The organism is Streptomyces sp. NPDC054794, assembly GCF_053611585.1.
This window is the reverse complement of record NZ_JBSHAQ010000060.1, coordinates 36,798-61,932: the sequence shown is the minus strand read 5'-3', so window position 1 is coordinate 61,932 and position 25,135 is coordinate 36,798. Positions and strand designations below refer to the sequence as shown.

Genomic DNA, 25,135 nt, shown 5'->3' with positions numbered 1-25,135 from the left:
ACCCGAGTCAAGGGTGGCCCGCAGGGCCATCGCCGAAGGCGACGCGGAGCGACAGCGCAGCGCCCTTTACTCGGGGCGCGCAAGCACGACACTGGACAAGAAGCGGGCGGCCCCCACGGTCACCAGGGAACCGACCCCGGGGACACCCCCCTCCCCCACCCCTACTCCCCCGCCTCCTCCAGCGCCGCCAACGCCGGGTCCAGGACGATGTCCTCGTCGCGGGCCTCGATCGTGGGTTCCTCCGGGAAGTGGCATGCCGTCAAGTGGCCGGTGTGGTTGCCGGAGATCTGGATCAGTGGGGGTTCCTCGGTGGCGCACCTGTCCTGGGCCTTCCAGCAGCGGGTGCGGAAGCGGCAGCCGGAGGGCGGGGAGATGGGGGACGGGACGTCGCCGGCCAGGCGGATGCGCTCGCGGCCGGCCGAGTCGTCGTCCGTGAGGTTCACCTCGGGGACGGCGGACAGGAGGGCATGGGTGTAGGGGTGGCGGGGGCGGGTGTAGATGGAGTCCCGGTCGCCGACCTCGATGATCTTGCCCAGGTACATCACCGCCACGCGCTGCGAGAAGTGCCGTACCACCGCCAGGTCGTGGGCGATGAACAGGAAGGCGATGCCCAGTTCCTTCTGGACCTCCTGGAGGAGGTTGACCACCTGGGCCTGGATGGAGACGTCCAGGGCCGACACCGGCTCGTCCGCCACGATCAGCTTCGGGGACAGGGCCAGCGCGCGGGCGACACCGATGCGCTGGCGCTGACCGCCGGAGAACTCGTGCGGGAAGCGGTTGTAGTGCTCGGGGTTCAGGCCGACGATCTCCAGCAGCTCACGGACCCGCTTCTCCCGTCCGCCCTCCGGCTCGATCCCGTTGATCTCCATCGGGTTGGAGATGATCCTGCCGACCGTCTGCCGGGGGTTCAGCGAGGAGTACGGGTCCTGGAAGATCATCTGGATCTCGGACCGGATCGGCGCCAGCTGCGCCCGCGAGGCATGGCTGATGTCCCGGCCGCGGTACGTGATCTTCCCGCTCGTGGGCTCCAGCAGCCGCGTGATCAGCCGGCCCGTGGTCGACTTGCCGCAGCCCGACTCGCCCACCAGGCCGAAACTCTCGCCGACGCGCACGGTCAGGCCGATGCCGTCGACGGCCTGCACATGACCGACCGTACGCCGGATCGGGAAGCCGCCCTTGACCGGGAAGTGCTTGGTCAGCCCGGAGACTTCCAGGAGCGGCTCCGAGTCCGCCCCGGAGTCGGACTGACGCGGGACGGGGAGGACCAGGTCCTCTTTCATGGCGTTGTCCTCCTAGCCCTGGCCCAGGCGGGGCTTGATCTCGTCGATGAAGATGGTCCGCTTCTGCTCCGCCGTGAGGTGGCATGCCGAGGCCCGGTCGGGGGCGAGCAGCGGGCGCTCCGAAACACAGCGGCCGCTGCCCGAGACCCGGTCCTGGAAGGTGCACCGGGGGTGGAAACGGCAGCCGGACGGCGGGTTGAGCAGCGAGGGCGGGGTGCCGGGGATGGGGGACAGCGGGGTGTCGAGCGCGGAGTCGATGCGCGGCATCGAGTTCAGCAGACCCCAGGTGTAGGGGTGCTGGGGCGAGCGCAGCACCTCGTCGACCGTGCCCCGCTCCACCGCGCTGCCCGCGTACATCACCATGATGTCGTCGGCCATGTCGGCGATCACCCCGAGGTCGTGGGTGATGAAGACGATGCCGGTGCCGAACTCCTGTTGCAGGTCCTTGAGCAGGTCGAGGATCTGCGCCTGGACCGTCACGTCCAGTGCCGTGGTCGGTTCGTCCGCGATGAGCAGGTCGGGGTCGCAGACCAGCGCCATGGCGATCATCGCGCGCTGTCGCATACCGCCGGAGAACTGGTGCGGGTAGTCCTTCGCCCGTTCCTTCGGGTGCGGGATGCCCACCTTGCCGAGCATCTCCACCGCGCGGTCCCAGGCGGCCCGCTTGGAGGCGCCGTTGTGCTTCATGTACGGCTCGGCGATCTGGCGGCCCACGGTGTAGTACGGCGACAGCGCGGTCAGCGGATCCTGGAAGATCATGGCCATCTTGTTGCCGCGCAGCTTCTCCATCTCGGATTCCCGCGCCGTGGTCAACTCCTGCCCGTCCAGCAGGATTTCGCCCTCGACCGTGGTGAACATGGGGTTGTGCAGGCCGAGGACGGTCAGATTGGTCACCGACTTGCCGGAGCCCGACTCCCCCACGATGCCCAGCGTCCTGCCGCGCATCAGGTCGAAGGAGAGCCCGTCCACGGCCCGTACGATGCCGTCCTCGGTCTTGAAGCTGACGTGCAGGTCCCGCACCGAGAGCAGCGGGCCCGCACCGGCCGGGGAGGGGACGCCGGCCTCCTTGGTCAGAGTGGTCACGACAGTGCTCCTAAAACGGCCACACGGCCTAGGCCAGCCGCACACGCGGGTCGATGAAGGCGTAGCAGGCGTCGACGATGATGTTGAAGAGCAGGATCATGCTGGCGGAGAACAGCATCACGCCGAGCAGCAGCGGCAGATCGCTGAAGAACACCGACTGCACCGCGAGTTGACCGAGTCCCGGAAGGCTGAAGGTGTACTCGGTGATGATGGCGCCACCGAGCAGGGCTCCGAGGTCGATGCCGAAGATGGTGACGATGGGGATCAGCGAGCCGCGCCAGGCGTAGCGGAAGAAGACGTACTGCCTGGACATGCCCTTGGCGCGGGCGGTGCGGACGTGTTCCTCCTGGAGCTGTTCGATCATCGACGAGCGGGCCATACGGGTGTACTGCGCGGCGAAGATCGTGGACAGGACGACCCAGGGGAGGATCAGCCCCGTGAACCAGGTGAACGGGTCGGCGGTGAAGTCGTTGTAGGCCGGTTTGTCGAACCAGTGGGTCTGGTAGACGAGGATCGCCAGGGCCAGTGGGCCCAGGAAGTAGATCTGCATCGAACTCAGCACCATCGCCCCGGCCGTCGCGGCCTTGTCGATCAGCGTGCCGCGCCGCCAGGCGGCGAGCAGGCCGGTGCCGAGACCGACGATCAGGAAGCAGACGGCCCCGCCGAGGGTGAGCGAGACGGTGGTGGGCAGCCGGTCCATCAGCGTGCCCCAGACCTGCTCGTTGGTGTGGTACGAGTAGCCGAAGCAGGGGGCGGGGCAGGGGCCCTGGGCGAACTGGTCGCTGCCCGCGACGAGGTTGTGCAGGAAGATCCAGTACTGCTCGGGGACCGACTTGTCGAGGCCGAGCACATGGTGGATGTTGGCGAGGCTTTGCGGGTTGCAGGTCTTGCCGCACATCAGCAGCGCCGGGTCACGCGGCATCCCGAAGAACAGCAAGAACGTGACGATGCTCAACAGGAAGAGAATGACGACGGCACCGAGGAACCGGCGGACGAGGAAGCGCAGCATGACAGGGGCAGCTCTCTGACGTCGGCGGGCCGGACGGTACCCGGTGCGCACCCGTGGGGCGGCACACCGGGTACCGGGCGGGGACGGTTACTTGATGTAGAGGCGACGCGGGTCGATGCCGCCGATCACGTCGTCGTAGACGAGGCCGCCGACCTTGGAACCGGCGATCTGGGTCTGCTTGTAGTCACCCGTCGGGACGACGTTGACGACGTCCTTGACGAGGTACTGGTCGAGCTTCTCCCACTCGGCCGCGGACTTGACCGGGTCGGTGATCTGGTTGATCCGGTCGATCTCGCTGTTCACCTTGGGGTCGTTGACCTGCGAGTAGTTCTGCGCACCGTCGGCGATCACGCGGCCGTCGTACAGCGGCGGGATCACGGTCGAGGCGGACGGCCAGTCGGCACCCCACGCGGTGTGGAAGATGTCGTAGTTGTTGTCGAGCTTGCTGACCTGGTCGTAGTAGGTCTCGGCCGGGATCTCCTGGCGCTGGACGTTGAAGCCGGCCTTCTTCAGGCCCGCCGCCATGGCGGTGGAGTACTGCTGGCCCTCGGGGGTGTTGATGTAGCCGAAGGTCAGCTTCATGTTGAGCTTGCCGGCCTTCTTCAGCAGCTCCTTGGCCTTGTCCGGGTCACCGGCGGGCTTCTTCTTCTTGCCCCACGGGTCGAAGGCCGCGTCGTAGCCGCTGACGGTCGGGGAGATCAGGCCGCCGGCGACCTCCATGGCGTCGGTGCCGCCGTAGGCGCGGACGAACGGCGTGACGGGCAGGGCGTAGGCGATGGCCTCGCGGACCGTCTTGTCCTTCAGCGCCGGGTGGCTCATGTTGATGTTCATCTGGCCCACGTACGGCTGGTATCCCGAGACCGTACGGGACTTCATGCTCGGGTCCTTGAGGACCTTGGACAGGTTGCCCGCGTCCACCTGGTTGTTGAAGCTGAGGCCGGTCTGGTCCGCGCCGCTGTCGGCCAGCAGGGCCTTGGTGGAGGTCTCGTACTGCTGGTTGAAGGTGATGTTGAACTGGTCCACGTACTGGTGGCGGATCGGGTCCGTCTTCGGGTCCCAGTTGGTGTTCTTGACCAGCACCATCGACTTGCCGGACTTGAACGACTGGATCTTGTACGGGCCGGTGACCACCGGGGTCTTGTCGTACTTCTCCTTGGTGTCGCCCTTCTGGGAGACGACCGCGTAGCCGGCCATGGCCAGCGCGTACGGCAGGTCCGGGTGCGCCGTCTTGAAGTGGAAGACGATGGTCTTGTCGTCCGGCGTCTCAAGGATGCTGTTGGGCAGGTGCTTGCCCTTGTACGGGCCGTCCTTGAGGAGCTTGCGGTACGCGGTGCCCGGGGAGTCGGCCAGCCACTGCTGGACGTAGGTCGGGCCCTGGTTGATGAAGGGCGCGAACAGCCGCTCCAGGGAGTGCCGGACGTCCTTGGACGTGATCGGCGAACCGTCCTGGAACTTGATGCCGTCCTTCAGCGTGTACTTCCAGGTCTTGCCGCCGTCCGTGGTGGCACCGGAGTCGGTGGCCAGGTCGCCGACGACCTCGTGCTGCGCGCCGTCGTTGCTGGTGGCCTTGTAGCCGGTGAGGCCGCGGTGGAGCAGCGTGGCGAGGGAGCCCTCGTCGGAGACGTAGATCTGGGCCGGGTCCAGGTGTGCGTAGCTGTCACGCTGCAGTACTTCCATGGTGCCGCCGGCCTTGGCGCCGGGCACATCCGGCGCCGGGCCCGTGGAGGCCGCCGCGTCGCCGAACTTGATCGACGCCTGCTGGCGTTTGGCGTTCTCCTGCTGCTTCTTGTTGTCTCCGCCGCTGTCGCTGCCGCCCTTGCTGCAACCGCTGAGCACAAGAGCTCCGGCGGCGAGCACGGAGAGTGCGCCGTAGACGTGGCGTCCCCTACTCATCACTCAGTTTCCCACCCATCTGTGTGTCACCAGTGCTCCGTGTGTCACCAGTGCGAAAGAACTGCCGTGGAAATTCGCGAAATGCCCGGTCAGCGAGCGGTCTTGGGGTCGAAGGCGTCCCTGACCGAATCCCCGAGCAGGTTGAACGCGACGATGAAGATGATCATCGAGATGCCGGGGAAGAACATGTAGGTGATGTCGTTCTGCATCACCAGTTCCGTGGACGCCTTGGAGAACATCTGCCCCCAGTCCGGCGTCGGTTCGACGATGCCCACGCCCAGGTACGACAGACCGGCCTCGGCGGTCACGAAACTGGGCAGCAGATACGTCGCCTGGACCAGCAGCGGGGTGACGACGTTCGGCAGGATCTCCTTGCGGATGATCCGCCAGGGCGACGCACCGCTCACCTTCGCCGCCTCGATGAACTCCCGCTCGCGCAGGGCGAGTGAGGTGCCCCGCAGGATGCGGGCGAGGCTCATCCAGCCCAGGAACCACTGGACGAGGATCAGGGCGACCACCCGTACATAGGTCGGTGTCTCGTCCCGGGGGCTGACGAACAGTGAGACCACGACGGGCATGCTGGCGATGAAGAACAGCTGTGCCGGGAAGGCGAGCAGGAAGTCGATCACCCGGCCGATGAAGTAGTCCGTCCGGCCGCCGAGATAGCCGGCCGCCACCCCGAGCAGGATGCCGGTCAGCACGACCGCGACGGTGACCGCGACCGAGATCATCAGCGAAGTGCGGATGCCGTACAGGAGCTTGGTGAAGACGTCGTATCCGTTGCCCGGTTCGAGGCCGAACCAGAAGTCGCCGCTGATGCCGCCGTTGGGCTGGACCGGCACACCGGCACTGTCGAAGAGTTCGGGGCGTTCGTCCGCGTACACCGTGTACGGGTCCTTCCCGTACAGCTTGGAGATCAGCGGGGCGAGCAGCCCGATCAGGAAGAAGAACACCACGACGTAGGCCGAGATCACGCCCGTCCGGTCGCGTTTGAAGCGGATCCACATCAGCTGGCCGGGGGACCGGCCTTCGAGCTTGACGGCCTCGGACTGCGTCTGTGGCCCCGGCTCGCCGCCGACGGCCAACGCTGTCCCGCCGCCCTCAATGTCGATAGGACTTGTCACTGTTCGTCCGTTTCACAGGTGTGGGTGTGAGAGGCGTCCAGATATTCCGAGCAACACGAATCCCCACTGGGACGCGCGTAGTTGAGCGGCCGCAGAGCGCGGTCGCGGTTTTCTCAGAGCTGGTCGCCGGACGAACGGCCGGGACTACCACGCATGGGGATCCTCCTCATGACGTCACGTGTTCACCAACGGAAGGGGGTTTCCGTCCCGGTCCTCCGACACCCCTGACGGAGGGCCAGACACCCCCTGGTGCTCGTGAGTCGGCGCTGTCCCCACAGCGCGTGACCCATTGACCCGAGCGGTACGCGGCTAACTATCTGCCATGGGTCCACTACCGACCACCGTTCTTAAATCTCAATTCAGTCACAGCTCACGTGTAGACCTTCCAAAATCTGGACAAACGGTTCGACCGAAGAAGGCCGCGAAACGGACGTGTTACATGGGTATCGGGCAGGGATCTCCGCATTACGGACATTGGACAGCGCACGGAGCCCGAAAAATGAGTTGCAAAAGGCCCGGGCATCCCCACGATGGGGACACCCGGGCCTCGTGACTGCCGGCGACCGGGTGGATCAGCCGTGCTTGGCGCGGCTCGCGGCGCGGGCCCGCTCACGGGCGTCCAGGTTCACCTTGCGGATACGGACCGCCTCCGGGGTCACCTCGACGCACTCGTCGTCGCGGCAGAACTCCAGGGACTGCTCCAGGGAGAGCTTGCGCGGCGGCACGATCGACTCGGCCACATCGGCCGTGGACGACCGCATGTTGGTGAGCTTCTTCTCCTTGGTGATGTTGACGTCCATGTCGTCGGAGCGGGAGTTCTCGCCGACGATCATGCCCTCGTACACCTCGGTGCCCGGCTCGGTGAACAGCACGCCGCGCTCCTGGAGGTTCGTCATCGCGAACGCGGTGACGGCACCGGCGCGGTCGGCGACCAGGGAGCCGTTGTTGCGGGTCTGGAGCGGACCGAACCAGGGCTCGAAGCCCTCGTGGATGGAGTGGCCGATGCCGGTGCCGCGGGTCTGGGTCAGGAACTCGGTACGGAAGCCGATCAGACCGCGGGACGGCACGACGAACTCCATGCGGACCCAGCCGGAGCCGTGGTTGGACATGTTGTCCATCCGGCCCTTGCGGACACCCATGAGCTGCGTGACCGCGCCCATGTGCTCCTCGGGGACATCGATCGTCATGCGCTCGACCGGCTCGTGGACCTTGCCGTCGACCTCCTTGGTGACGACCTGCGGCTTGCCGATGGTCAGCTCGAAGCCCTCGCGGCGCATCTGCTCGACCAGGATGGCGAGCGCCAGCTCACCACGGCCCTGGACCTCCCAGGCGTCCGGACGCTCGGTCTCCAGGACGCGCAGCGAGACGTTGCCGATCAGCTCGCGGTCGAGGCGGTCCTTGACCTGGCGGGCGGTGACCTTGCGGTCCTTGACGGCCGACTTGGCCTCGGCACCCTTGCCGGTGCCGCCGCGGCCGACCAGCGGGGAGGTGTTGGTGCCGATGACCATGGAGATCGCCGGCTCGTCCACCGTGATCAGCGGGAGCGCGATCGGGTTCTCGGTGTCGGCGAGGGTCTCGCCGATCATGATGTCCGGGATACCGGCGACGGCGCAGATGTCACCCGGGCCGGCCATCTCGGCGGGCTTGCGGGTGAGGGCCTCGGTCATCATCAGTTCGCTGATGCGCACATTGCTGATCGAGCCGTCGCGCTTGATCCAGGCGACGGTCTGGCCCTTGCGCAGCTCGCCCTGCTCGACGCGGAGCAGCGCGATACGGCCGAGGAAGTTGTCGGCGTCCAGGTTGGTGACGTGGGCCTGGAGCGGGGCGGCCTCGTCGTAGGTCGGGGCCGGGATGTGCTCCAGGATCGTGGAGAAGAACGGCTCCAGGCTGGTGGAGTCCGCCGGGACCGTGCCGTTGTCCGGCTTGGTCAGCGAGGCGATGCCGTCACGACCGCAGGCGTAGACGATCGGGAACTCGATCTGCTCCTCGTCCGCGTCCAGGTCGAGGAAGAGGTCGTAGGTCTCGTTGACGACCTCGTCGATGCGGGAGTCCGGGCGGTCCGTCTTGTTGATGCACAGGATGACGGGCAGGCGCTGCTGGAGCGCCTTGCGGAGCACGAAGCGCGTCTGCGGCAGCGGGCCCTCGGAGGCGTCGACGAGCAGGACGACACCGTCGACCATCGACAGACCGCGCTCGACCTCGCCGCCGAAGTCGGCGTGGCCGGGGGTGTCGATGATGTTGATGGTGATCGGGTCCCCGCCGTCCTTGGGGTGGTACTTCACCGCCGTGTTCTTGGCGAGGATCGTGATGCCCTTCTCACGCTCCAGGTCGTTCGAGTCCATCATGCGGTCGTCGACGCCTTCGAGCTGGTGGGCGGCGAAGGCACCGGCCTGCTTCAGCATGCCGTCGACGATGGTCGTCTTGCCGTGGTCGACGTGGGCGACGATGGCGACGTTGCGGATGTCGTGGCGCGTGGCCATATTGCGACGTACTCCCGGAGTGTGAGGAAGGCCCTCTGCGTACGTCCGTGTGACGCGGGCCCTGCCGGGCTTGACATGCCACGGCCTCACCCCATGTTACGTGGCCTCGCGGGGGGCGGCCTCCCGGCCCCGAGGCGGAGCGGCCTCGGAGCGGCCTCCGAGCGGTCTGCGACGGGGCTCGCGTGCTCACTTCGCCGAGGGGCTCGGGGAGATTTTCGCGCCCTTCTTCAGGAAGCCCATGTCCTCGTAGACGGGCGTCTGGAATCCGAAGGCACCCGCGTTGACCAGGTCCTTCCGTGCCCCGATGAGCTGCGGGCGCTGGTAGAGGGGCAGGGAGCCGGCCGCCGCCCAGATGCGCGAGTCGGCCTTGCGCAGCAGATCGCGGGCCTCGTCCTCGTCGAGTGTGGCGAGGGCCTCGTCGAAGAGCTGGTCGACCTGGTCGGTGCCGACGCGCGTGTAGTTCTGTTCGATGTTCACGGAGCCGTCGGCGGCCACGACGGGCTTGGCGTAGATCGGGCGGGCGTCGGTGGCGGGGAAGGCGGAGGACGGCCAGGAGTAGAGGGCGAGGTCGTACTGGCCGGCCGCGATGTGGTCGCGGAAGTAGCTCTCGTCGGGGACCCTGGTGATCTCGGTGCGGATGCCGACCTTCTCCAGCATCAGCGAGATCCGGTCGGCGACGCCGCGCAGGGTGTCCGAGCCGGGGCCGGCGGGGAGCACGAAGCGCAGCAGGAGCGCCTTGCCGTTCTTGGCGAGCGGTGCGGCCGCGGCGCCCGCCGGGGCCGCGGTGCCCTTCGGGGCGTACGCGCCGGGTGCCCCGCCCTGACCCAGGTGCCGGCCGCCGTCCTGGGCGAGGTGCCGGCCGCCCTCGTCGCCGGTCGGCTCGTGGCGCTTGCTCTTGCCCCGGTGGTCCTTGTCATCCTCGCCGACGATGTACGTGCCGTCCTGGCCGCCCTCGGACTCGTCGGCGGCCTTCTCCGCCTCCGGGCCGGCCGCCTTCTCGGCCTTCTTCTCCTCCTTGATCGGACCGCCCGACACCCAGCCGGCGTCCGCGAGCAGCGCCTGCGCCTGCGCGGTGTCCTGACCGCCCAGGGCGCCGCTGTTGTCGGCGTAGACGTCCTGGCCGGCGAGTGCGAGGTGGCTGCCGACGGGGACTGCGGGCAGACCGAGCGGGGTCAGGACGATCTTGGCGAGCGCGGCGCGGTCGAGGGCGTGGGCGACGGCTTGGCGCACCCGCTCGTCGGCGAGGGGACCGGTGGAGCCGTTCAGGGCGAGCTGGGTGTAGGCGGGCTCCAGCGACTTGCGGACCTCGAAGCCGGTCAGCTGCTCCTGCTGGCGGACGTAGCGGGCGATGACCTCGCGCAGCTCCTTCTTGTCGCCGTCGCCCTTGTCGCCGTCGTCACCGTTGTCGCCGTCGGTCTCCTCGGTGTCGAGGCCGTGCGCGCGCGCCCAGTCGCGCAGCTTCTTGGCGGAGGTGCGGCCCGCGCCCTGCAGCGGGGTGGAGACGCCCTGGTCGCGGGAGGCGATGGTGATCCGCTCGGCCTCGGCGGCATCGACGTCGGCGAGGTCCACGCTGCCGGCGGCGAGCGCGGTGGCCCGCTGGTCGCGGGGCACGGCCTGCAGCACGATCTGGGAGAGCTTGGTGGGGTGGCCCCACCAGCGCGGGTTGCGGCCGAGGACGACGTCCTTCGCGGCGACGTCGACCTTCTCGACCCGGAAGGGGCCGGCGCTGACGTTGAGCTTGCGGCGGGCTCCGTCGTTGAAGGCGTCCGGGGTGCCCATGACGTCCTTCGGGTACAGCGGGGAGAACAGCGACTTCCAGTCGGCGTAGGGGCGGTTGAAGGTGACCCGGACCTCCAGGTCGTTGGCGCCGCGTTCGATCTTGGCGATGCGGTCGTAGCCGGCGTTGCGGGCGGTCCAGTAGGCGGCGTCCTGGCCGGACAGGGCGCGCCACTGGGCGGCGAAGTCGGCGGCGCCGATCTCCCGGCCGTCGCTCCAGACGGCCTGCTGGTTGAGCTTGTACAGCACGACCTGGCGCGGCTCGGTCTCGACGACCTCGGCGGACTCCAGGAAATCGGGATTGCGGACCGGGCGGCCGTGCGCGTCGATCCGGAACATCGAGGGCAGCACGGCCTGGGCGACCCGGGTGCTGCCCGCGTCGGCATCCGCCTGGAAGGTGTTGAACGTCTCGGGTACGGCGTCCACGGCCCAGTGCAGCGTGCCGCCGTCGGCGACCTTGTCCCGGGTGACGGAGGCGATGTCCTGTCCGACCAGCGGGCTGGCCGCCTCGTCGTCCGAGCTGCAGCCGGCGAGGAGGGGCACCGCGAGTGCGCCCGCGGTGAGGAAGACGACCGAGCGCTTGACCGCGCGCAGTCCGACGCCGTCGTGGGACATCTCTGCTACCTCCGGGGAGCCCGGTGACACGGGTGTGGTCTGTTCACATTTGGCGGTATTTTGGTGTTGATCAGATCTACGGACCCACTGAAGAGGAAAGGGTTCGCCTGCCGGGGGCGACACGGCGGCCGGGGCTCCCAAGCCCACCCGTGCGGCGCAACAAGCGCCCCCGGCGCACGCAGAGCGCGCGTGCGGGCGTGCGGTGGAGGCGCGCAATCCGCCAATCGCTGCACATGGCTTCACATCAGCAGGTGTGACGCGCAACACTCGCAGGCGCATGAACGTTGCCGCCTAGGACCAAGAGGTCCGCGGGAAGTGAGGTCACGTCATGTCCGTGCACGACGACCTGACGTCAGTCCAGCGCAGTCTCGACGACCTGTTCCGGTCCGTGGGGCGCCTGGAGCAGCAGCTCGGAAGCGGCGGCCTGGAGATGCGCCGCGTCCGCGCCGACGCCGATCACCTGCGCGAGAGCGTGGCATTGCTGCGCGAGGCCGCCCCCGGCCTCGGCCAGTCGCGTCGCCCCGATCTCGTGACCATCTCCGACACGCCGTACGACATCAGCCTGTGGACGGACACGGACGACGAGGGTCTCGGCGCCCGCGACCGGCACGCCCCCTAGGAGTGCTGCCCGCAGGCCGCCCAGGGGGTGCCCGCGGGCACCCCCACAACCCGAACCCGACCGGAGTCATGAGTTGGCCACTGGTACGGAACCCCATATGAACAGCGGCGGCGTACAGACCGGTACGCGCGCCGCGATCGCCGCCCCGCATCTGCGGACCGACCGCTGGTGGCTGGCCCCGGCCGTCACCGCGGCCGGTCTGTTCGCCTTCGTCGTCTATTCGACCTGGCGGGCCTTCGCCAATGCGCACTACTACGCGGCGCCGTACGTCTCACCCTTCTACTCGCCGTGTCTGGCGGAGAACTGCCGGACCATGCACGCGGGCCCGAACGCCGATCTGTTCGGCAGCTGGTGGGCGATCTCCCCGGCGATCATCATCCTGATCTTCCCGCTGGGCTTCCGCCTGACCTGCTACTACTACCGCAAGGCCTACTACCGCAGCTTCTGGGCGTCCCCGCCGGCCTGCGCGGTGGCCGAGCCGCACAAGAAGTACACCGGCGAGACCCGCTTCCCGCTGATCCTGCAGAACGTCCACCGGTACTTCTTCTACGCCGCGCTGCTGGTCGCCGGAGTGCTGACCTACGACACCGTGCTGTCCTTCCGCGACGAGCACTACCGCTGGGGCCACATGGGCCTGGGCACCCTCGTCTTCCTGGCCAACATCGTGCTGATCTGGGCGTACACGATCTCCTGCCATTCGTGCCGGCACATCGTCGGCGGGAAACTCAAGCACTTCTCCAAGCATCCCGTGCGCTACAAGGCATGGCAGTTCGTCGGGAAGCTGAACGCCCGCCACATGCTGCTGGCCTGGGCGTCACTGGTGAGCGTGGCCCTCGCCGACTTCTACGTGTACCTGCTCGCGTCCGGTGTCTTCGACGATCCGAGGTTCTTCTGATGCCCGTGGTGGACCGGCAGGAATGGGACGTCGTCGTGGTCGGTGCCGGCGGCGCCGGGCTGCGGGCCGCGATCGAGGCGCGCGAGCGGGGCGCCCGGACGGCGGTGATCTGCAAGTCGCTGTTCGGCAAGGCGCACACGGTGATGGCCGAGGGCGGCATCGCGGCGGCGATGGCCAACGTCAACGAGCACGACAACTGGCAGGTCCACTTCCGCGACACCATGCGCGGCGGCAAGTTCCTGAACCAGTGGCGGATGGCCGAGCACCATGCGCGGGAGGCCCCGGACCGGGTGTGGGAGCTGGAGACCTGGGGCGCGCTGTTCGACCGTACGAAGGACGGCAAGATCTCGCAGCGCAACTTCGGCGGCCACGAGTACCCGCGCCTCGCGCACGTCGGCGACCGCACGGGTCTTGAGCTGATCCGCACCCTCCAGCAGAAGATCGTCTCGCTCCAGCAGGAGGACGAGAAGGAGACCGGTGACTACGAGTCCCGGCTGAAGGTCTTCCAGGAGTGCACGGTCACCCGGGTCCTCAAGGACGGGAGCAGGGTCTCGGGAGTCTTCGCCTACGACCGCGAGACCGGCCGCTTCTTCGTCCTGGAAGCCCCCTCCGTGGTGATCGCGACGGGCGGCATCGGCAAGTCCTTCAAGGTGACGTCGAACTCGTGGGAGTACACCGGCGACGGGCACGCCCTCGCCCTGCTCGCCGGGGCGCCGCTGCTGAACATGGAGTTCGTGCAGTTCCACCCGACGGGCATGGTCTGGCCGCCCTCGGTGAAGGGCATCCTGGTCACCGAGTCGGTGCGCGGCGACGGCGGGGTGCTGAGGAACTCCGACGGCAAGCGGTTCATGTTCGACTACGTCCCGGACGTCTTCAAGGAGAAGTACGCCGAGTCGGAGGAGGAGGGCGACCGCTGGTACGAGGACCCGGACAACAACCGGCGTCCCCCTGAGCTGCTCCCCCGCGACGAGGTGGCCCGCGCCATCAATGCCGAGGTGAAGGCGGGCCGCGGCTCCCCGCACGGCGGTGTCTTCCTGGACGTGTCGACGCGGATGCCCGCGGAGGTCATCAAGCGCCGGCTGCCCTCCATGTACCACCAGTTCAAGGAGCTGGCGGACGTCGACATCACGGCGGAGGCGATGGAGGTCGGGCCGACCTGTCACTACGTGATGGGCGGCATCGCGGTCGACTCCGACACGGCGGCGGCGCGCGGGGTGCCGGGGCTGTACGCGGCCGGGGAGGTCGCCGGCGGCATGCACGGCTCGAACCGGCTCGGCGGCAACTCGCTGTCCGACCTGCTGGTGTTCGGGCGCCGGGCGGGCTGGCACGCCGCCGAGTACGCGGCGGAGCACGCGGACGGGCGCCCGCCCGTGGACGACACCGAGATCGACGCGGCGGCCGCCGAGGCGCTGCGGCCGTTCTCGGCGGAGGTCGAGGTACCCGCATCGGGCCCGCCGGAGAACCCGTACACCGTGCACCAGGAACTCCAGCAGACCATGAACGACCTGGTCGGCATCATCCGCCGCGAGGGCGAGATGGCCGAGGCCCTGCGCAGGCTGGCCGAGCTGCGGGTACGGGCGCGGCGGGCCGGGGTCGAGGGGCACCGCCAGTTCAACCCGGGCTGGCACCTGTCCCTGGACCTGCGGAACATGCTGCTGGTCAGCGAGTGCGTGGCCCGGGCGGCGCTGGAGCGCACCGAGTCGCGCGGCGGGCACACCCGCGAGGACCATCCGGCGATGGAGCGCGAGTGGCGCCGGATCAACCTGCTGTGCCGGCTCGCCGATCCCACCGGGGGCCTGGCGGCGACGGATCCCGTCCGCGGTCAGATCACCCTCGCCCGCGAGACCACCGAACCCATCCGCACCGACCTGCTCGCCCTCTTCGAGAAGGAGGAGCTGGTCAAGTACCTCGCCGAAGAGGAGCTCTACGAGTGAGCAGCTACGAGGCCCGCTTCAAGGTGTGGCGGGGTGATGTCGGGGGCGGCGGCCTGGAGGACTTCGCGGTCGAGGTCAACGACGGCGAGGTGGTCCTGGACATCATCCACCGCCTGCAGGCGACGCAGGCGCCGGACCTGGCGGTGCGCTGGAACTGTAAGGCGGGCAAGTGCGGTTCGTGCTCCGCGGAGATCAACGGGCGGCCGCGGCTGATGTGCATGACCCGGATGTCGGTCTTCGACCGCGCGGAGACGATCACCGTCACACCCCTGCGCGCCTTCCCGGTGATCCGCGATCTGGTGACGGACGTCGGCTTCAACTACCAGAAGGCCAGGGAGGTTCCGTCCTTCGTGCCGCCCGCCGGGGTCGGGCCGGGCGAGTACCGGATGATGCAGGAGGACGTGGACCGCTCGCAGGAGTTCCGCAAGTGCATCGAGTGCTTCCTGTGTCAGGACACCTGCCATGTGGTGCGTGACCACGAGGAGAACAAGAAGGCGTTCGCCGGGCCGCGTTTCCTGATGCGGGTGGCCGAGTTGGACATGCATCCGCTCGACGCGGCCGCGGAGTCCGGGCTGGACCGCAAGAGCTCGGCCCAGGACGAACACGGCCTCGGCTACTGCAACATCACCAAGTGCTGTACGGAGGTGTGCCCCGAGGGCATCAAGATCACGGACAACGCGCTGATCCCGATGAAGGAAAGGGCCGTCGACCGCAAGTACGACCCGCTGGTGTGGCTGGGGTCGAAGATCGGGCGGCGGTCCTCCCAGTCCTCCTAGGCCCGCTGGACGGACCGGTCAGGGGGTGCGGCCGGGGCGCTGGGCCAGGAACTGGACCAGCAGTCCCACCATGAACAGGCCCCAGCCGCACCACGCGACGACACCGCGGACGCCGACCGAGGGTCCGCCGCCCTCGGGACCCACGAAGAGGAACACCCCCACGCCGACCGCGCCGACCAGCGACCCCCAGCCCCACAGCTTCGGCCGCAGGACCCGGCGCCGTCCCCACGGGGCCACCCAGCCGGTCGCCACGGCCGCCGTGCCGGCCGCCGCGAGCAGCGCCACGCACAGCGCGGAGGCCACCACCAAGTACATGTGCATGACCGTGATCATCCCACGGGGCCCTGGCTCCGCACCAGATCAGGAACGATCCGTCCAGCCCTTCCGGTACGCCGTCCAGTCGGCCTCCGTCGCCGCGAAGTCCACGTAGAGGGCGACGCCGAAGCGGGCGCGGTCCGCGTCCGTGCGGGACAGGCCCAGGCGTACGCCGCGTACGGCGGCCGGGACGGTCTCGGCGTGCGCCCAGTGGCCGAAGCGGTTCTCGTGGTAGAAGGGCAGGCCCATGAGGAGGTCGGTGGTCGGCGGGGTGACCTCCAGGGCGAGGCTGGTCTGCTGGGCGACATAGCCGCCGTACAGGCTCTCCAGCGGCTGCATGGTGTCGTACGACATCACCGCGATCTGGTCGACACGGCGGGCCACCTGGCCGAAGTAGGCCTGCGACCACCACTTGGGGTGGCCGGTGGTCGCGCCCCAGAAGGAGTGGAACGCGGGCAGCGGGTCGATCTGGTGGGCGGCCACGGAGAGCAGGGCGTGCCGGTCGCGGGTGACGGCGCGCAGGTCGTCGAGGAGCGAGAGGTAGTGGCGGTCGCCCGAGTGGAGGGGCTCCAGGTCGAAGTGGGCGCCCTCGAAGCCGGCGGCCAGGATCTGGCGGGTGGAGCGGACCACGGCGGCGCGGGTGTCGGCGCGTTCGAGGCGCAGGCCGTCGGGGCCCTCGGAGGCGAGCTTGTCGCCCAGCCAGGCCTGGACGCGGATGCCGGGGAGTTCGCGGTGTACGGCCGCGATCAGTCGGCGGGCCTTCGGGTACGCGGACTCGGGGAGGGTGCCGTCGTGTTCCAGCGGGCCCGAGTGGACGTAGAGGTCGCGGATGCCGGTGCCCCGCAGGCGGTGGGCGAGGGCGGTGACGTCGGCGTCGGTCCTGCGGCCGTCGACCCAGGCGTGGCCGAGCCAGATCGCGTCCTTGTCACGGGTGTACGTGCCGTCCGCCGGGTCGCCGGTGTAGTTCAGGCGGAGGGCGGTCTCGGCGGCGAGGAGGGGGACGAGGAGCAGGAGGAGGGTGACGAGGATCGCTCTGCGGACGCGGCTTGCGCGGGTGCGGCGGGGTTTCGCCTCAGTTTCTGCGGGTGTGGACGGTTCCTGTGCGGGGGGTTCCGGGTCGAGGGACGGGGCCGGGGGTGATTCGTCGTTCGTCCCGGGCTCGTCCATGCCTCGTCCCCCTGTTCTCGTCGTCCCCCGCGTGTATGCGCCCGGTCGCGAGGGCGGTTACCTGCCCATACGCTCCGAAATGTGACGTCATCCTTGATCCGGGGCCGGCCCAGGCACGCCACGGCGCACATAGCCGTGCGGGTGGCGCATGCCGTGCTGGGCGGTGTGGCCGGGGGCGTGTGGCTGATGTTGCCGGTGATGACGATCAACGCCGAGGCCCCGGTTCCCGCGGCGCGGGCCGGACCGGTGGCGGGCGCCGCCGAGACGCCGGAGCAGGGCGGGACGTCTCCCGCCGATCTGGTCCTGCCGCTCGTCGCCGGAGGCGCGGCGGGGACGGTGGCGGTCTACTGGTACGTGCGGCGCACCCGGCGCACCCGGCGCCGTGCCGCCTCCGGTGTGGTGTCCGAGCGGCCGCCGCAGCCGACGGCGGGCGACTTCGAGCGGCAGGCCCAGGCCTCGCTGGTGCAGGCGGACGACTGCGTGCGCACGAGCCGGGAGGAACTCGGCTTCGCCGAGGTCCTGTTCGGGGCCGAGGCCGTGGCGCCGTACGCGCAGGCGCTGCGCGCGGCCGAGACCGAACTGGCGGCCGCGTTCGCGATACGGCAGCGGTACGAGCGGGGGCTGCCGGGGGACGAGGTGGCCCGGCGGCAGGCGCTCGTCGGGATCGTCGGACGGTGCGCGGAGGCCGGGCGGCGGCTGGACGCGGAGGCGTCCGGGTTCGACCGGCTGCGGGCGCTGGATCAGGGGGTGGGCGACGCGCTGCGGGTCGCCGAGGGGCGGTTCCGGGAGCTGGCCGGGCGGACGGCGGGGGCGCAGGCGGCGCTGGACGAGATGCGCGAGCGGTACGCGCACCCGGCCGTCGCGCCGGTCGTCGGGTACGTCGAACAGGCCAAGGACCGGCTCGTGTTCGCCACGAGCCACCTCAACCGGGCCCGTCAGGCCGCGGATTCCGACGACCTCGAAGAGGCGGCCCGTCGGCTCCGCGCCGCCGAGGGGGCCATCGCCCAGGCGGGCACCTTCCTGGCGGGGGTGCACCGGCTCGCCGGCGACCTGCGCCGGGCCGCGGGGATCGTGCCGGCGGCCCTCACGGGCGGGGAGGTGGAGATCGCGGCGGCACGGGGGCCGGCCGCCGCCGTACCGCTCCCCGCCGGTGAGCTCCATGCCCGTATCGCCCGCGCCGACGTCGCCCTGGCCGCCGTACGGACGGAGTTGACCTCCGGTCCGTACGACCCGCTGGACGCCCTGCGCCGAATCGCGCGGGCCGTCGAGCAGTTGGAGGTGGGGCGCACCGGGGTCGTCCCGGTGGCCGCCCTGGTCGTCGCCCGCAGCGCCACCGCCGCCGCGGGCGACTTCGTCGCCACCCACCGGGGAGCGGTCGGCGCCGAGGCCCGGACCCGGCTTGCGGAGGCGCGGCGGCTGCTCGCGGAGGCGGACGAGGGGCAGGGCAGGAGCCTCGGTACGCCCTGCGCGGACGCCGACGAGTTGGCCCGGGAGGCCCGGGAGCTCGCCGAACGGGACGTACGGACGCGCGGGAACCCCTACGCCGACGCCGAGCCCGCGAGCGGACTGGCCGGAGCCGTCCTCGGCGGGATCCTCCTCGCCGAGGAAACCGACGGCGGGCCTCCGGCGAGCTTCGGCGGACCGGAGACCCGGGGCCGCCGCAGGCTCGCGCGGCCGTAGACCGGGGTGGCCGCGGGCCGCGGGCCTCGGTCCTGGCCGGCGGGCTCCGGTGCCGCCCCCTCAGAACAGGCTCAGCAGCGCCTCCGCCGGGTCCGTCAGGCCGTGTTCGCCGTCCGGGAGCGGGAGTTCGAACCAGACCGTCTTGCCGCGGGGGGTGCGGCGGGAGCCCCAGGCCGCGCTGAGGAGGCCGACGAGCTGGAGGCCGCGGCCGCCCTCGTCGGTGTCGCGGGCGCGGCGGCGGCGCGGCTGGACCAGGCCGGAGTCCCAGACCTCGCACACCAGCGTGCGGTCCAGCAGCAGGCGGAGCCTTATGTCGCCCTCGCCGTAGCGCAGGGCGTTGGTCACCAGCTCACTGACCAGGAGTTCCGCCGTGTCGACCAGGGGCTCCAGGTCCCAGCTGAGCAGTTGGCCGCGGGCGTACTCGCGGGCGCGGCCCACGCTGCGCGGCTCGCGCGGCAGCGTCCAGTCGCCGACGGAGTCGGCGGGCAGCCCCTGGACGCGGGCCATGAGCAGGGCGATGTCGTCCTCGCCGTGGTGGGTGTCGAGGGTGTTGAGGACGTGGTCGCAGACGTCCTCCAGGGGGCTGGTGGGGTCGGTGAGCGCGCCGACGAACGCCTGGAGGCCCTCGTCGAGGGGGTGGTCGCGGGATTCGACCAGGCCGTCGGTGTAGAGCGCCAGCAGTGCCCCTTCGGGCAGTTCGACCTCCACCTCCTCGAAGGGCTCGCCACCCACGCCCAGCGGCATGCCGGGGGGTACGTCCAGCATCAGGGCCGCCTCGCCCGGTTCCACCAGTACCGGTGGCAGATGGCCCGCGTTGGCGAACGTGCAGCGCCTGGTCACCGAGTCGTACACCGCGTACACGCAGGTCGCGAGGTAGACCTCGGACAGGTCCGCGGTGCGCGGCTGGCGGGCCGCGCGGGTGGCCTGCTGGACTCCGCCGGGGGTGCCGAGGCCGCGGGCGATCTCGTCCAGGGCCGCGAGGACCTCGGCCGGTTCGAGGTCGAGCAGGGCCAGGGTGCGCACGGCCGTGCGCAGTTCGCCCATCGCCACCGCCGCGCGCAGGCCGCGGCCCATCACGTCGCCGACCACCAACGCGGTGCGGTGTCCGGGCAGTTCGATGACGTCGAACCAGTCGCCGCCCACCTCGGTCGCCGCGTTGCCGGGCAGGTAGCGGCACGCGATGTCGAGTCCGGAGGCCTCCGGGTCGCCGGGCGGGAGCAGGGACCGTTGCAGTATCAACGCCCGCTCGTGCTCGCGGCGGTACAGGCGCGCGTTGTCGATGCAGACGGCGGCGCGGGCCGCCAGCTCCACCGCCAGGTCCCGGTCGCGGTCGCCGAACGGCTCGCTGCCCTTCGTCCGGGCGAACTGGGCGAGCCCCACGACGGTGTCGTGGGCGACCATCGGAACGGCCAGCGTGGACTGGACGAGTCCGCCCTCCTCCGCGGGGACCGACTGCGGGCGGGCGGTGCGCAGGGCGTCCGCGCAGGGGGAGTTGAACGGGTAGTGGTGGACGGCGCCGACCGCGACCGGCAGGCCGCCGCCGCCGAAGGGCACGTCGGAGACCGCGCTGGCGAAGGCCACGCGGCGCAGTTCCGCGCTGCCGTCGGCGAGTCCGGGCGGTGTCTCGTCGCCGGCCAGGAGGCCCTGGTAGAGGTCGACGGTGGCGAGGTCGCAGAAGCCGGGGACGACGACGTCGAGGAGTTCGCGGGCCGTGGTCTCCAGGTCGAGGGAGTTGCCTATGCGGGCGCCCGCCTCGTTGAGAAGGGCGAGATTTCGCCGGGCTGCGGCGGCCTCGCGGGCAGCCGCGCGGCGCGCCGTGATGTCGGTGCCGAGCCAGGCGACGCCGATCGGCCGGCCGCTGCCGCTGTGTACGCGGTAGAGGTTGACGGACCAGTGGCGGCGCTCCTCCGAACCCGGGACGAAGCCCGTGACGTGCATGTCCGTGATGGAGTCGCCGGTCTCCAGGACCCGGCGCAGGGTGGCCGAGACCCGTTCCGCCTCGCCGCGCCGCAGGTAGTCGTGAACTCCCTTGCCCCGGTGGTCGTCGGGTGTCCCGCCGAAGATGGAGGCGAACCGCATGTTGGCGCGGCGGACCGTGAGGTCGGTGTCGATCAGCAGGAAGCCGAAGGGAGATTGACCAAAAATGGCCTGCGAGGCGGCGAGGTCGGTCTCGATGCTGCGCAGGGTGCGGACGTCGACCACGATGCAGACGGCGGCCTTGTCGCCCTCGGCGGTCTTGGTGGGCATGACGTAGACCTCGGCGAGGCCCTCCTCGCCGCGGACCCCGTCCGCCGTGTCCGGCATCCGGAAGGGAACCACCCCGGTCCACTCCCGCCCGTCGAGGATCTCGGCCATCTTGCGCTGGCCGCGCTCGTGCAGGTCGGGGTCGATGAACGCGTCGATGGGGTCCATGCCGACGGCGCGTTCGGCGGGGATGCCGAAGAGTTGCTCGGCGCGCAGGCTCCACTGGTCGACCAGTCCGCCGGGGCCGATGGCGAAGGAGGCGACCTTGATGTAGTCGTACATGGAGCCGGGCGGGCTGCTCTGCCACATGGCATCGCCGGTCGCCGCGCCGTTCCTTGCGGCCTGAGCCCTCGCGCCGTCCGACGGGTCCTCGGACTCCGTCGCCTTCGCTGGTATCTCGCTCACGCGAACCGTCCCCTCCAGCTCACCGCGTCCGGTACCGGTCACCGGGGGCGGCTGCCCGCAGTATCCAGCACTACGGCGCCGCACGACACGGTGTTCACGATCACAGCACGGACCGAGCGGTTTTCGGACCGTACCGTGGCAACACTTCCAGTCTTCTAACCAGGGAACACGCCCTCGAATCACGCTCTTGGGCAACGGTCTCCGGCCAGTTCCGTCCGCTGGACGGGGCTGGGGGTGCTGTACACCGGTTCAGTCCGGAACGGCGAGTTCGAACCAGACGGTCTTGCCGTTGACGCCGGGCCGGGTACCCCAGCGGCGCGAGGAGCTGGCGACCAGTTGGAGGCCGCGGCCGCTCTCGTCGTCGTCGTGGGCGACGCGCTCGCGCGGCGGGTCCGGGAGCGGGTCGGAGACTTCCACGAGGAGGACGTCGGGGAGGTCGCCAGGGCGGACCAGGCGTACCCCGATGGGACCCGTGGCGTGCCGCAGGGCGTTGGTGACCAGTTCGCTGACCAGCAGTGCCGTCATGTCTGCGAGGCTTTCGAGGCCCCAGCCCCGCAACTGGGTGCGGACCGCCCTGCGGGCCGTGCGCACGGCGCCGGGGTCGGCGGGGAAGGTCCACTTGGCGCAGTCGCCTTCGGTGTCGATCACGCCGATCACTTCCCAGGCCGGTGAGCCCACCCATGTCCTGTTTCATGGGGTTAATGGGCACATACCCGATATCCGGCGGGCAGTACCGCCCCGAAGGGCGCACTGTGGCACGAACGGCGTACGGGTGCTCAGCGCGCCCCGGCGTCGATACGGGCCTCGACCTGCCGCACGGCGGCGACGTCCTGGTCGAGCCAGTCCACGTCCCAGACCTCGGCGGGGGTGAGCCAGCGCAGTTCGTCGTGGTCCTGGAGGGGCTTGGGGCGGGCGGAGCCGGGAAGCAGCCGGGCGGTCCACACCTGGAGCACGTACGGAGCCTTCAGGGGCCACTCCCCCGGGACGCGCTCGACGGCCTCGGTCTCGACGCCGAGTTCCTCGCGCAGTTCGCGCTCCAGGGCGTGCTCGGGCCGCTCACCGGGCTCGACCTTTCCGCCGGGCAGTTCCCAGCGGCCGGCCAGCTCGGGGGGCGCGCTGCGCCGCGCGGTGAGCAGGCGGCCGTCGTCGAGCAGGGCCGCTCCGACCACCACGATCCGTTCCGTCATGGTCGCGAGCCTACGGGAGGGCACCGGCCGTCAGTTGCGCCTGCCGTCGCCGTTGTGACCTATGCGCTCGACCCAGTAGAGCTGCTTGTGTCCGCGGTCGTCGAGGCTGTCGGCGATCTTCTGGGCCTCGGCCCGGGTCGCGTACCTGCCCACGCGGTAGCGATTGCCGTTGTCGTCCTGCCGTATGACGAGCCAGGGGAAAGAGACCGCGCCTTCACCGCTCATCGCACCCCGCCCCTCCGCGTGCTCTGGCCTCGCCCTCTAAGGAAACCGCACTCCGCATATGCCCGAGCGTACGCCTAACCTTTACGCAGCGAACACGCCTTTTCACAAAGAGGTACGCAACCAGCCAGAACACCGGGGGCGCACGATGACGAATGCGCCGTCCGCGGGCCCGGTGACTCCGGTCGGCGGCACGCCCGGGACAGCCGGGACCACCTGCGAGAACGGCCGGATTCCAACGGCCCGCCGGCGGGCGTGAATCGGGCGGAGTACGGGGCCAACTGCCCCTGAGGTGTGCGCTACTTCACCGGGAGGTGATACGAGGCGCGGTAGCGGTCGGCGGGGATCACCACGTCCGCCGTCTCCACCGGGCGGCCGGAGGCGTAGTACGTGCGCTGGATGACCAGGACGACATGGCCGGGGACGCCGCCCAGGGCGAGCAGTTCCTCGGCGAGGCCGGGGCGCGCGCCGACCTGCTCGGTGACGTTGTCGACGATGACGTCGATCGCGCGCATGCGCTCGACGACGCCCATGCCGCCGAGCGGGCCCTCCTCGGGCAGCATCACGGGCGTGCGGCCGGTGACGGCGAGCGGCTCCCAGGAGGTGGAGAGCATCATCGGCTCGCCGGCGTCCCGGTAGAGGTACTTGGTGCACATCACGCGGTCGCCGGGCCGGATGCCGAGCCGCTCGGCGACGGCGCCGCTCGCCTCGGTCTGCTCGCTGTTGGACTCCCAGGTGCCGCGGGCGGCGGCGTCCGACTGCTCCTGCCGGAACGGCGTGGCGCCGCCGGTGGGCCGGAACCCGGAGCGGGCCACCCGCCGGGGCACGGGCCGCTCGCGCACATAGGTCCCCGAGCCGGAGCGGCCCTCGACCAGCCCCTCGGCCATCAGCACCTTGCGGGCCTCCAGGGCGACGGTGTCGGAGACCCCGTACTCCTCGCGGATGCGCGCCTGCGAGGGCAGCCGGGTGTGGGGAGGCAGCGAACCGTCGACGATCTTCTTGCGGAGATCACCCGCGACACGCAGGTACGCCGGTTGCTCACCGAATGTCACGGGCCACTCCCATCAGGTTGTACAGACAGCAACAGCGTGGCAACCGTGGGTTGTGCCATGCAAGCAGAGGCCAGAGAATCACTCGATGTGATGACTTCTGGACCGGGAGGGCTTTACCAGGCACTTTCTCCCCGCTATGGCCGCCCTCACACCTGCATGCCGGCGCCGTCCGACCCGCTGCCGGAACCACTGCCACCGCTGTCGGCGGACGGCGGGGTGGTGGCCAGGCCCAGAGCCTTGCGTGCGGTGACCGACTTCGTCGGGTCGAGGAGCTTGAACCCCTTGTCGTAGTGGGCGTAGAAGGCGTCCGCGTCGGCGGCCTCGGCGGCCCTGGACCATTCGGCCCGGGCCTTGTCCAATTCCTTGGCCAGGACGTCGACCGGCTTCTTCACGTCCGCCGGGTACGGGTGCGCGCGCAACAGCCCGGCCTGCCGGGTCAGGGCCCGCGACACCCGGTCCGCCCACGCCTTGTGCCCGGGCAGGTCGTCCTCGACGTACTCCGCGTCGGGCGCGGAGTCGAGCGCCGCGTTGAGGTAGTGCGCGGCCTTCAGGTAGGCGACCTGGTCCGCGTCGAGGACGGTCTCGTCGTTGCGCAGCGAACCGGTCAGGTTCTTGCCCTCGCTGACGCTGCCGAACACGCAGGTGATCTCGCGGTCGCCCATGCGCCAACTGCCCCGGGTGGGCGTCAGGTAGTACACGTCGACGTCGTCGGGGACGGCCCAGCCGTCCATCGCGTAGCTGTCCCGGAGCCCGTAGCAGCGCCGGTCGGCGGTGTCGGTGACCGCGTCGTCGCCGGGGTAGGAGCGGCCCGCCAGCTCGAAGACGGCGAAGACCTCGCCGTCGTGCTCGCGCGCGCAGGACACCTTGTCGACGTCGTACGTCTCACCCGTCAGCGCGCCGCCGGGCGCGTTGAAGCACTCGCCCTTGGCCAGCGAGAGGCTCGCGCCGCCGCGCGCGCCCTCCTTGAACCCCTGCCAGAAGTCGGACGCCCCGCCCGTGGCGAGCGCCAGCACCCACAGCGCGAGCCCGATCGTGGACAGCACAGAGCCGCCGATCGCCAGCCCCTTGCCGCGCTCGCCCCGCTTGCGGATCTGGCTCAGCGCGATCAGTCCGAGCACCAGGCCCACGCCCGGCAGGAAGCACAGGATGCCGAGGACCAGGGCGGCGATGGCGAGTCCGTTGACGGGCGCCGGGTGGTTGAAGGGGCTGTAGCCCTGGTTCCAGGTCTGGTACGGCGGCTGCCCGTAGGGGCCCTGGACGTAGGGGCCCTGCGCGTAGGCGCCTTGTTCGTACGGTCCTTGCGCGTACGGCGGCGGGTACTGCCCTTCGGGCTGCTGGGGGCCGGGTGGCGGAGGTATGGACACGGGTACCGTGCTCCT

The 25,135-nt window shown here is 70.2% G+C and carries 20 protein-coding genes; 5 read left to right on the top strand and 15 right to left on the bottom strand.

The annotated features are described in order from the left end of the window. Positions 1–161: 161 nt before the first annotated feature. The 7 genes from ACWGKT_RS40670 to ACWGKT_RS40640 form a co-directional block, all read right to left on the bottom strand. The gene (locus ACWGKT_RS40670; protein WP_453277640.1) at positions 162–1,280 is read right to left on the bottom strand and encodes an ABC transporter ATP-binding protein; all 1,119 of its coding nucleotides are present in this window, start codon (positions 1,278–1,280) and stop codon (positions 162–164) included. A 12-nt stretch (positions 1,281–1,292) separates the two neighbouring features. After that, positions 1,293–2,363 carry an ABC transporter ATP-binding protein gene (locus ACWGKT_RS40665; RefSeq protein ID WP_356152504.1) on the bottom strand — a complete coding sequence of 357 codons (1,071 nt, stop codon included), beginning with the start codon at positions 2,361–2,363 and terminating at the stop codon, positions 1,293–1,295. Positions 2,364–2,391: 28 nt separating this feature from the next. Beyond that, positions 2,392–3,372: an ABC transporter permease gene (locus ACWGKT_RS40660; RefSeq protein WP_453277639.1), complete on the bottom strand. Its 981-nt coding sequence runs from the start codon at positions 3,370–3,372 to the stop codon at positions 2,392–2,394. Positions 3,373–3,459: 87 nt separating this feature from the next. Continuing rightward, entirely contained in the window at positions 3,460–5,265 is a 1,806-nt protein-coding gene (locus ACWGKT_RS40655; protein ID WP_356152508.1) for an ABC transporter substrate-binding protein, read from the bottom strand. An 89-nt stretch (positions 5,266–5,354) separates the two neighbouring features. Further along, positions 5,355–6,389 (bottom strand): ABC transporter permease, encoded by a 1,035-nt coding sequence (locus ACWGKT_RS40650; RefSeq protein ID WP_235455107.1) that lies wholly within the window; start codon positions 6,387–6,389, stop codon positions 5,355–5,357. Positions 6,390–6,961: 572 nt separating this feature from the next. Continuing rightward, positions 6,962–8,869, bottom strand: coding sequence for a translational GTPase TypA (typA, locus tag ACWGKT_RS40645; protein WP_356152510.1), 1,908 nt, complete (start codon positions 8,867–8,869; stop codon positions 6,962–6,964). Between the two features lie 186 nt (positions 8,870–9,055). Next, positions 9,056–11,260, bottom strand: a complete 2,205-nt coding sequence (locus ACWGKT_RS40640) for an ABC transporter family substrate-binding protein (RefSeq protein ID WP_453277638.1) — start codon at positions 11,258–11,260, stop codon at positions 9,056–9,058. Positions 11,261–11,588: 328 nt separating this feature from the next. Between ACWGKT_RS40640 and ACWGKT_RS40635 the strand changes: the two genes are divergently transcribed. The 4 genes from ACWGKT_RS40635 to ACWGKT_RS40620 all read left to right on the top strand — a co-directional run bounded on the left by ACWGKT_RS40635 (position 11,589) and on the right by ACWGKT_RS40620 (position 15,484). Next, a complete protein-coding gene (locus tag ACWGKT_RS40635) occupies positions 11,589–11,879 on the top strand; it encodes a hypothetical protein (protein ID WP_453277637.1) in 291 nt (96 codons plus the stop codon). A 73-nt stretch (positions 11,880–11,952) separates the two neighbouring features. Continuing rightward, positions 11,953–12,774, top strand: coding sequence for a hypothetical protein (locus tag ACWGKT_RS40630; RefSeq protein ID WP_453277636.1), 822 nt, complete (start codon positions 11,953–11,955; stop codon positions 12,772–12,774). Continuing rightward, a complete protein-coding gene (locus ACWGKT_RS40625) occupies positions 12,774–14,708 on the top strand; it encodes a fumarate reductase/succinate dehydrogenase flavoprotein subunit (protein WP_453277635.1) in 1,935 nt (644 codons plus the stop codon). Before ACWGKT_RS40630 ends, ACWGKT_RS40625 begins: the two co-directional genes overlap by 1 nt. After that, on the top strand, positions 14,705–15,484 hold the full coding sequence (locus tag ACWGKT_RS40620) for a succinate dehydrogenase/fumarate reductase iron-sulfur subunit (protein WP_453277634.1): 780 nt from the start codon (positions 14,705–14,707) through the stop codon (positions 15,482–15,484). Before ACWGKT_RS40625 ends, ACWGKT_RS40620 begins: the two co-directional genes overlap by 4 nt. An 18-nt stretch (positions 15,485–15,502) precedes the next feature. Here the strand turns inward: ACWGKT_RS40620 and ACWGKT_RS40615 are convergent, their stop codons facing one another. Continuing rightward, positions 15,503–15,805 (bottom strand): hypothetical protein, encoded by a 303-nt coding sequence (locus ACWGKT_RS40615; protein ID WP_453277633.1) that lies wholly within the window; start codon positions 15,803–15,805, stop codon positions 15,503–15,505. Between the two features lie 39 nt (positions 15,806–15,844). Next, complete coding sequence (locus ACWGKT_RS40610; RefSeq protein ID WP_453277632.1) at positions 15,845–16,966, bottom strand: hypothetical protein; 1,122 nt, start codon at positions 16,964–16,966, stop codon at positions 15,845–15,847. A gap of 81 nt (positions 16,967–17,047) precedes the next feature. On the opposite strand from ACWGKT_RS40610, the gene ACWGKT_RS40605 reads away from it, so the two are divergent. Then, positions 17,048–18,646, top strand: coding sequence for a hypothetical protein (locus ACWGKT_RS40605; protein ID WP_453277631.1), 1,599 nt, complete (start codon positions 17,048–17,050; stop codon positions 18,644–18,646). Between the two features lie 60 nt (positions 18,647–18,706). Here the strand turns inward: ACWGKT_RS40605 and ACWGKT_RS40600 are convergent, their stop codons facing one another. The 6 genes from ACWGKT_RS40600 to ACWGKT_RS40575 all read right to left on the bottom strand — a co-directional run bounded on the left by ACWGKT_RS40600 (position 18,707) and on the right by ACWGKT_RS40575 (position 25,120). After that, on the bottom strand, positions 18,707–21,295 hold the full coding sequence (locus ACWGKT_RS40600; RefSeq protein WP_453277630.1) for a SpoIIE family protein phosphatase: 2,589 nt from the start codon (positions 21,293–21,295) through the stop codon (positions 18,707–18,709). Between the two features lie 249 nt (positions 21,296–21,544). Beyond that, positions 21,545–21,973, bottom strand: a complete 429-nt coding sequence (locus ACWGKT_RS40595; protein ID WP_356152530.1) for an ATP-binding protein — start codon at positions 21,971–21,973, stop codon at positions 21,545–21,547. Positions 21,974–22,071: 98 nt separating this feature from the next. After that, complete coding sequence (locus ACWGKT_RS40590; RefSeq protein WP_453277629.1) at positions 22,072–22,482, bottom strand: (deoxy)nucleoside triphosphate pyrophosphohydrolase; 411 nt, start codon at positions 22,480–22,482, stop codon at positions 22,072–22,074. 30 nt (positions 22,483–22,512) lie between these two features. Beyond that, complete coding sequence (locus ACWGKT_RS40585; protein WP_356152534.1) at positions 22,513–22,707, bottom strand: SPOR domain-containing protein; 195 nt, start codon at positions 22,705–22,707, stop codon at positions 22,513–22,515. A 296-nt stretch (positions 22,708–23,003) separates the two neighbouring features. Then, positions 23,004–23,756: a GntR family transcriptional regulator gene (locus tag ACWGKT_RS40580; RefSeq protein ID WP_453277628.1), complete on the bottom strand. Its 753-nt coding sequence runs from the start codon at positions 23,754–23,756 to the stop codon at positions 23,004–23,006. A gap of 146 nt (positions 23,757–23,902) precedes the next feature. Continuing rightward, positions 23,903–25,120: a DUF4190 domain-containing protein gene (locus tag ACWGKT_RS40575; protein WP_453277627.1), complete on the bottom strand. Its 1,218-nt coding sequence runs from the start codon at positions 25,118–25,120 to the stop codon at positions 23,903–23,905. Positions 25,121–25,135: the final 15 nt, after the last annotated feature.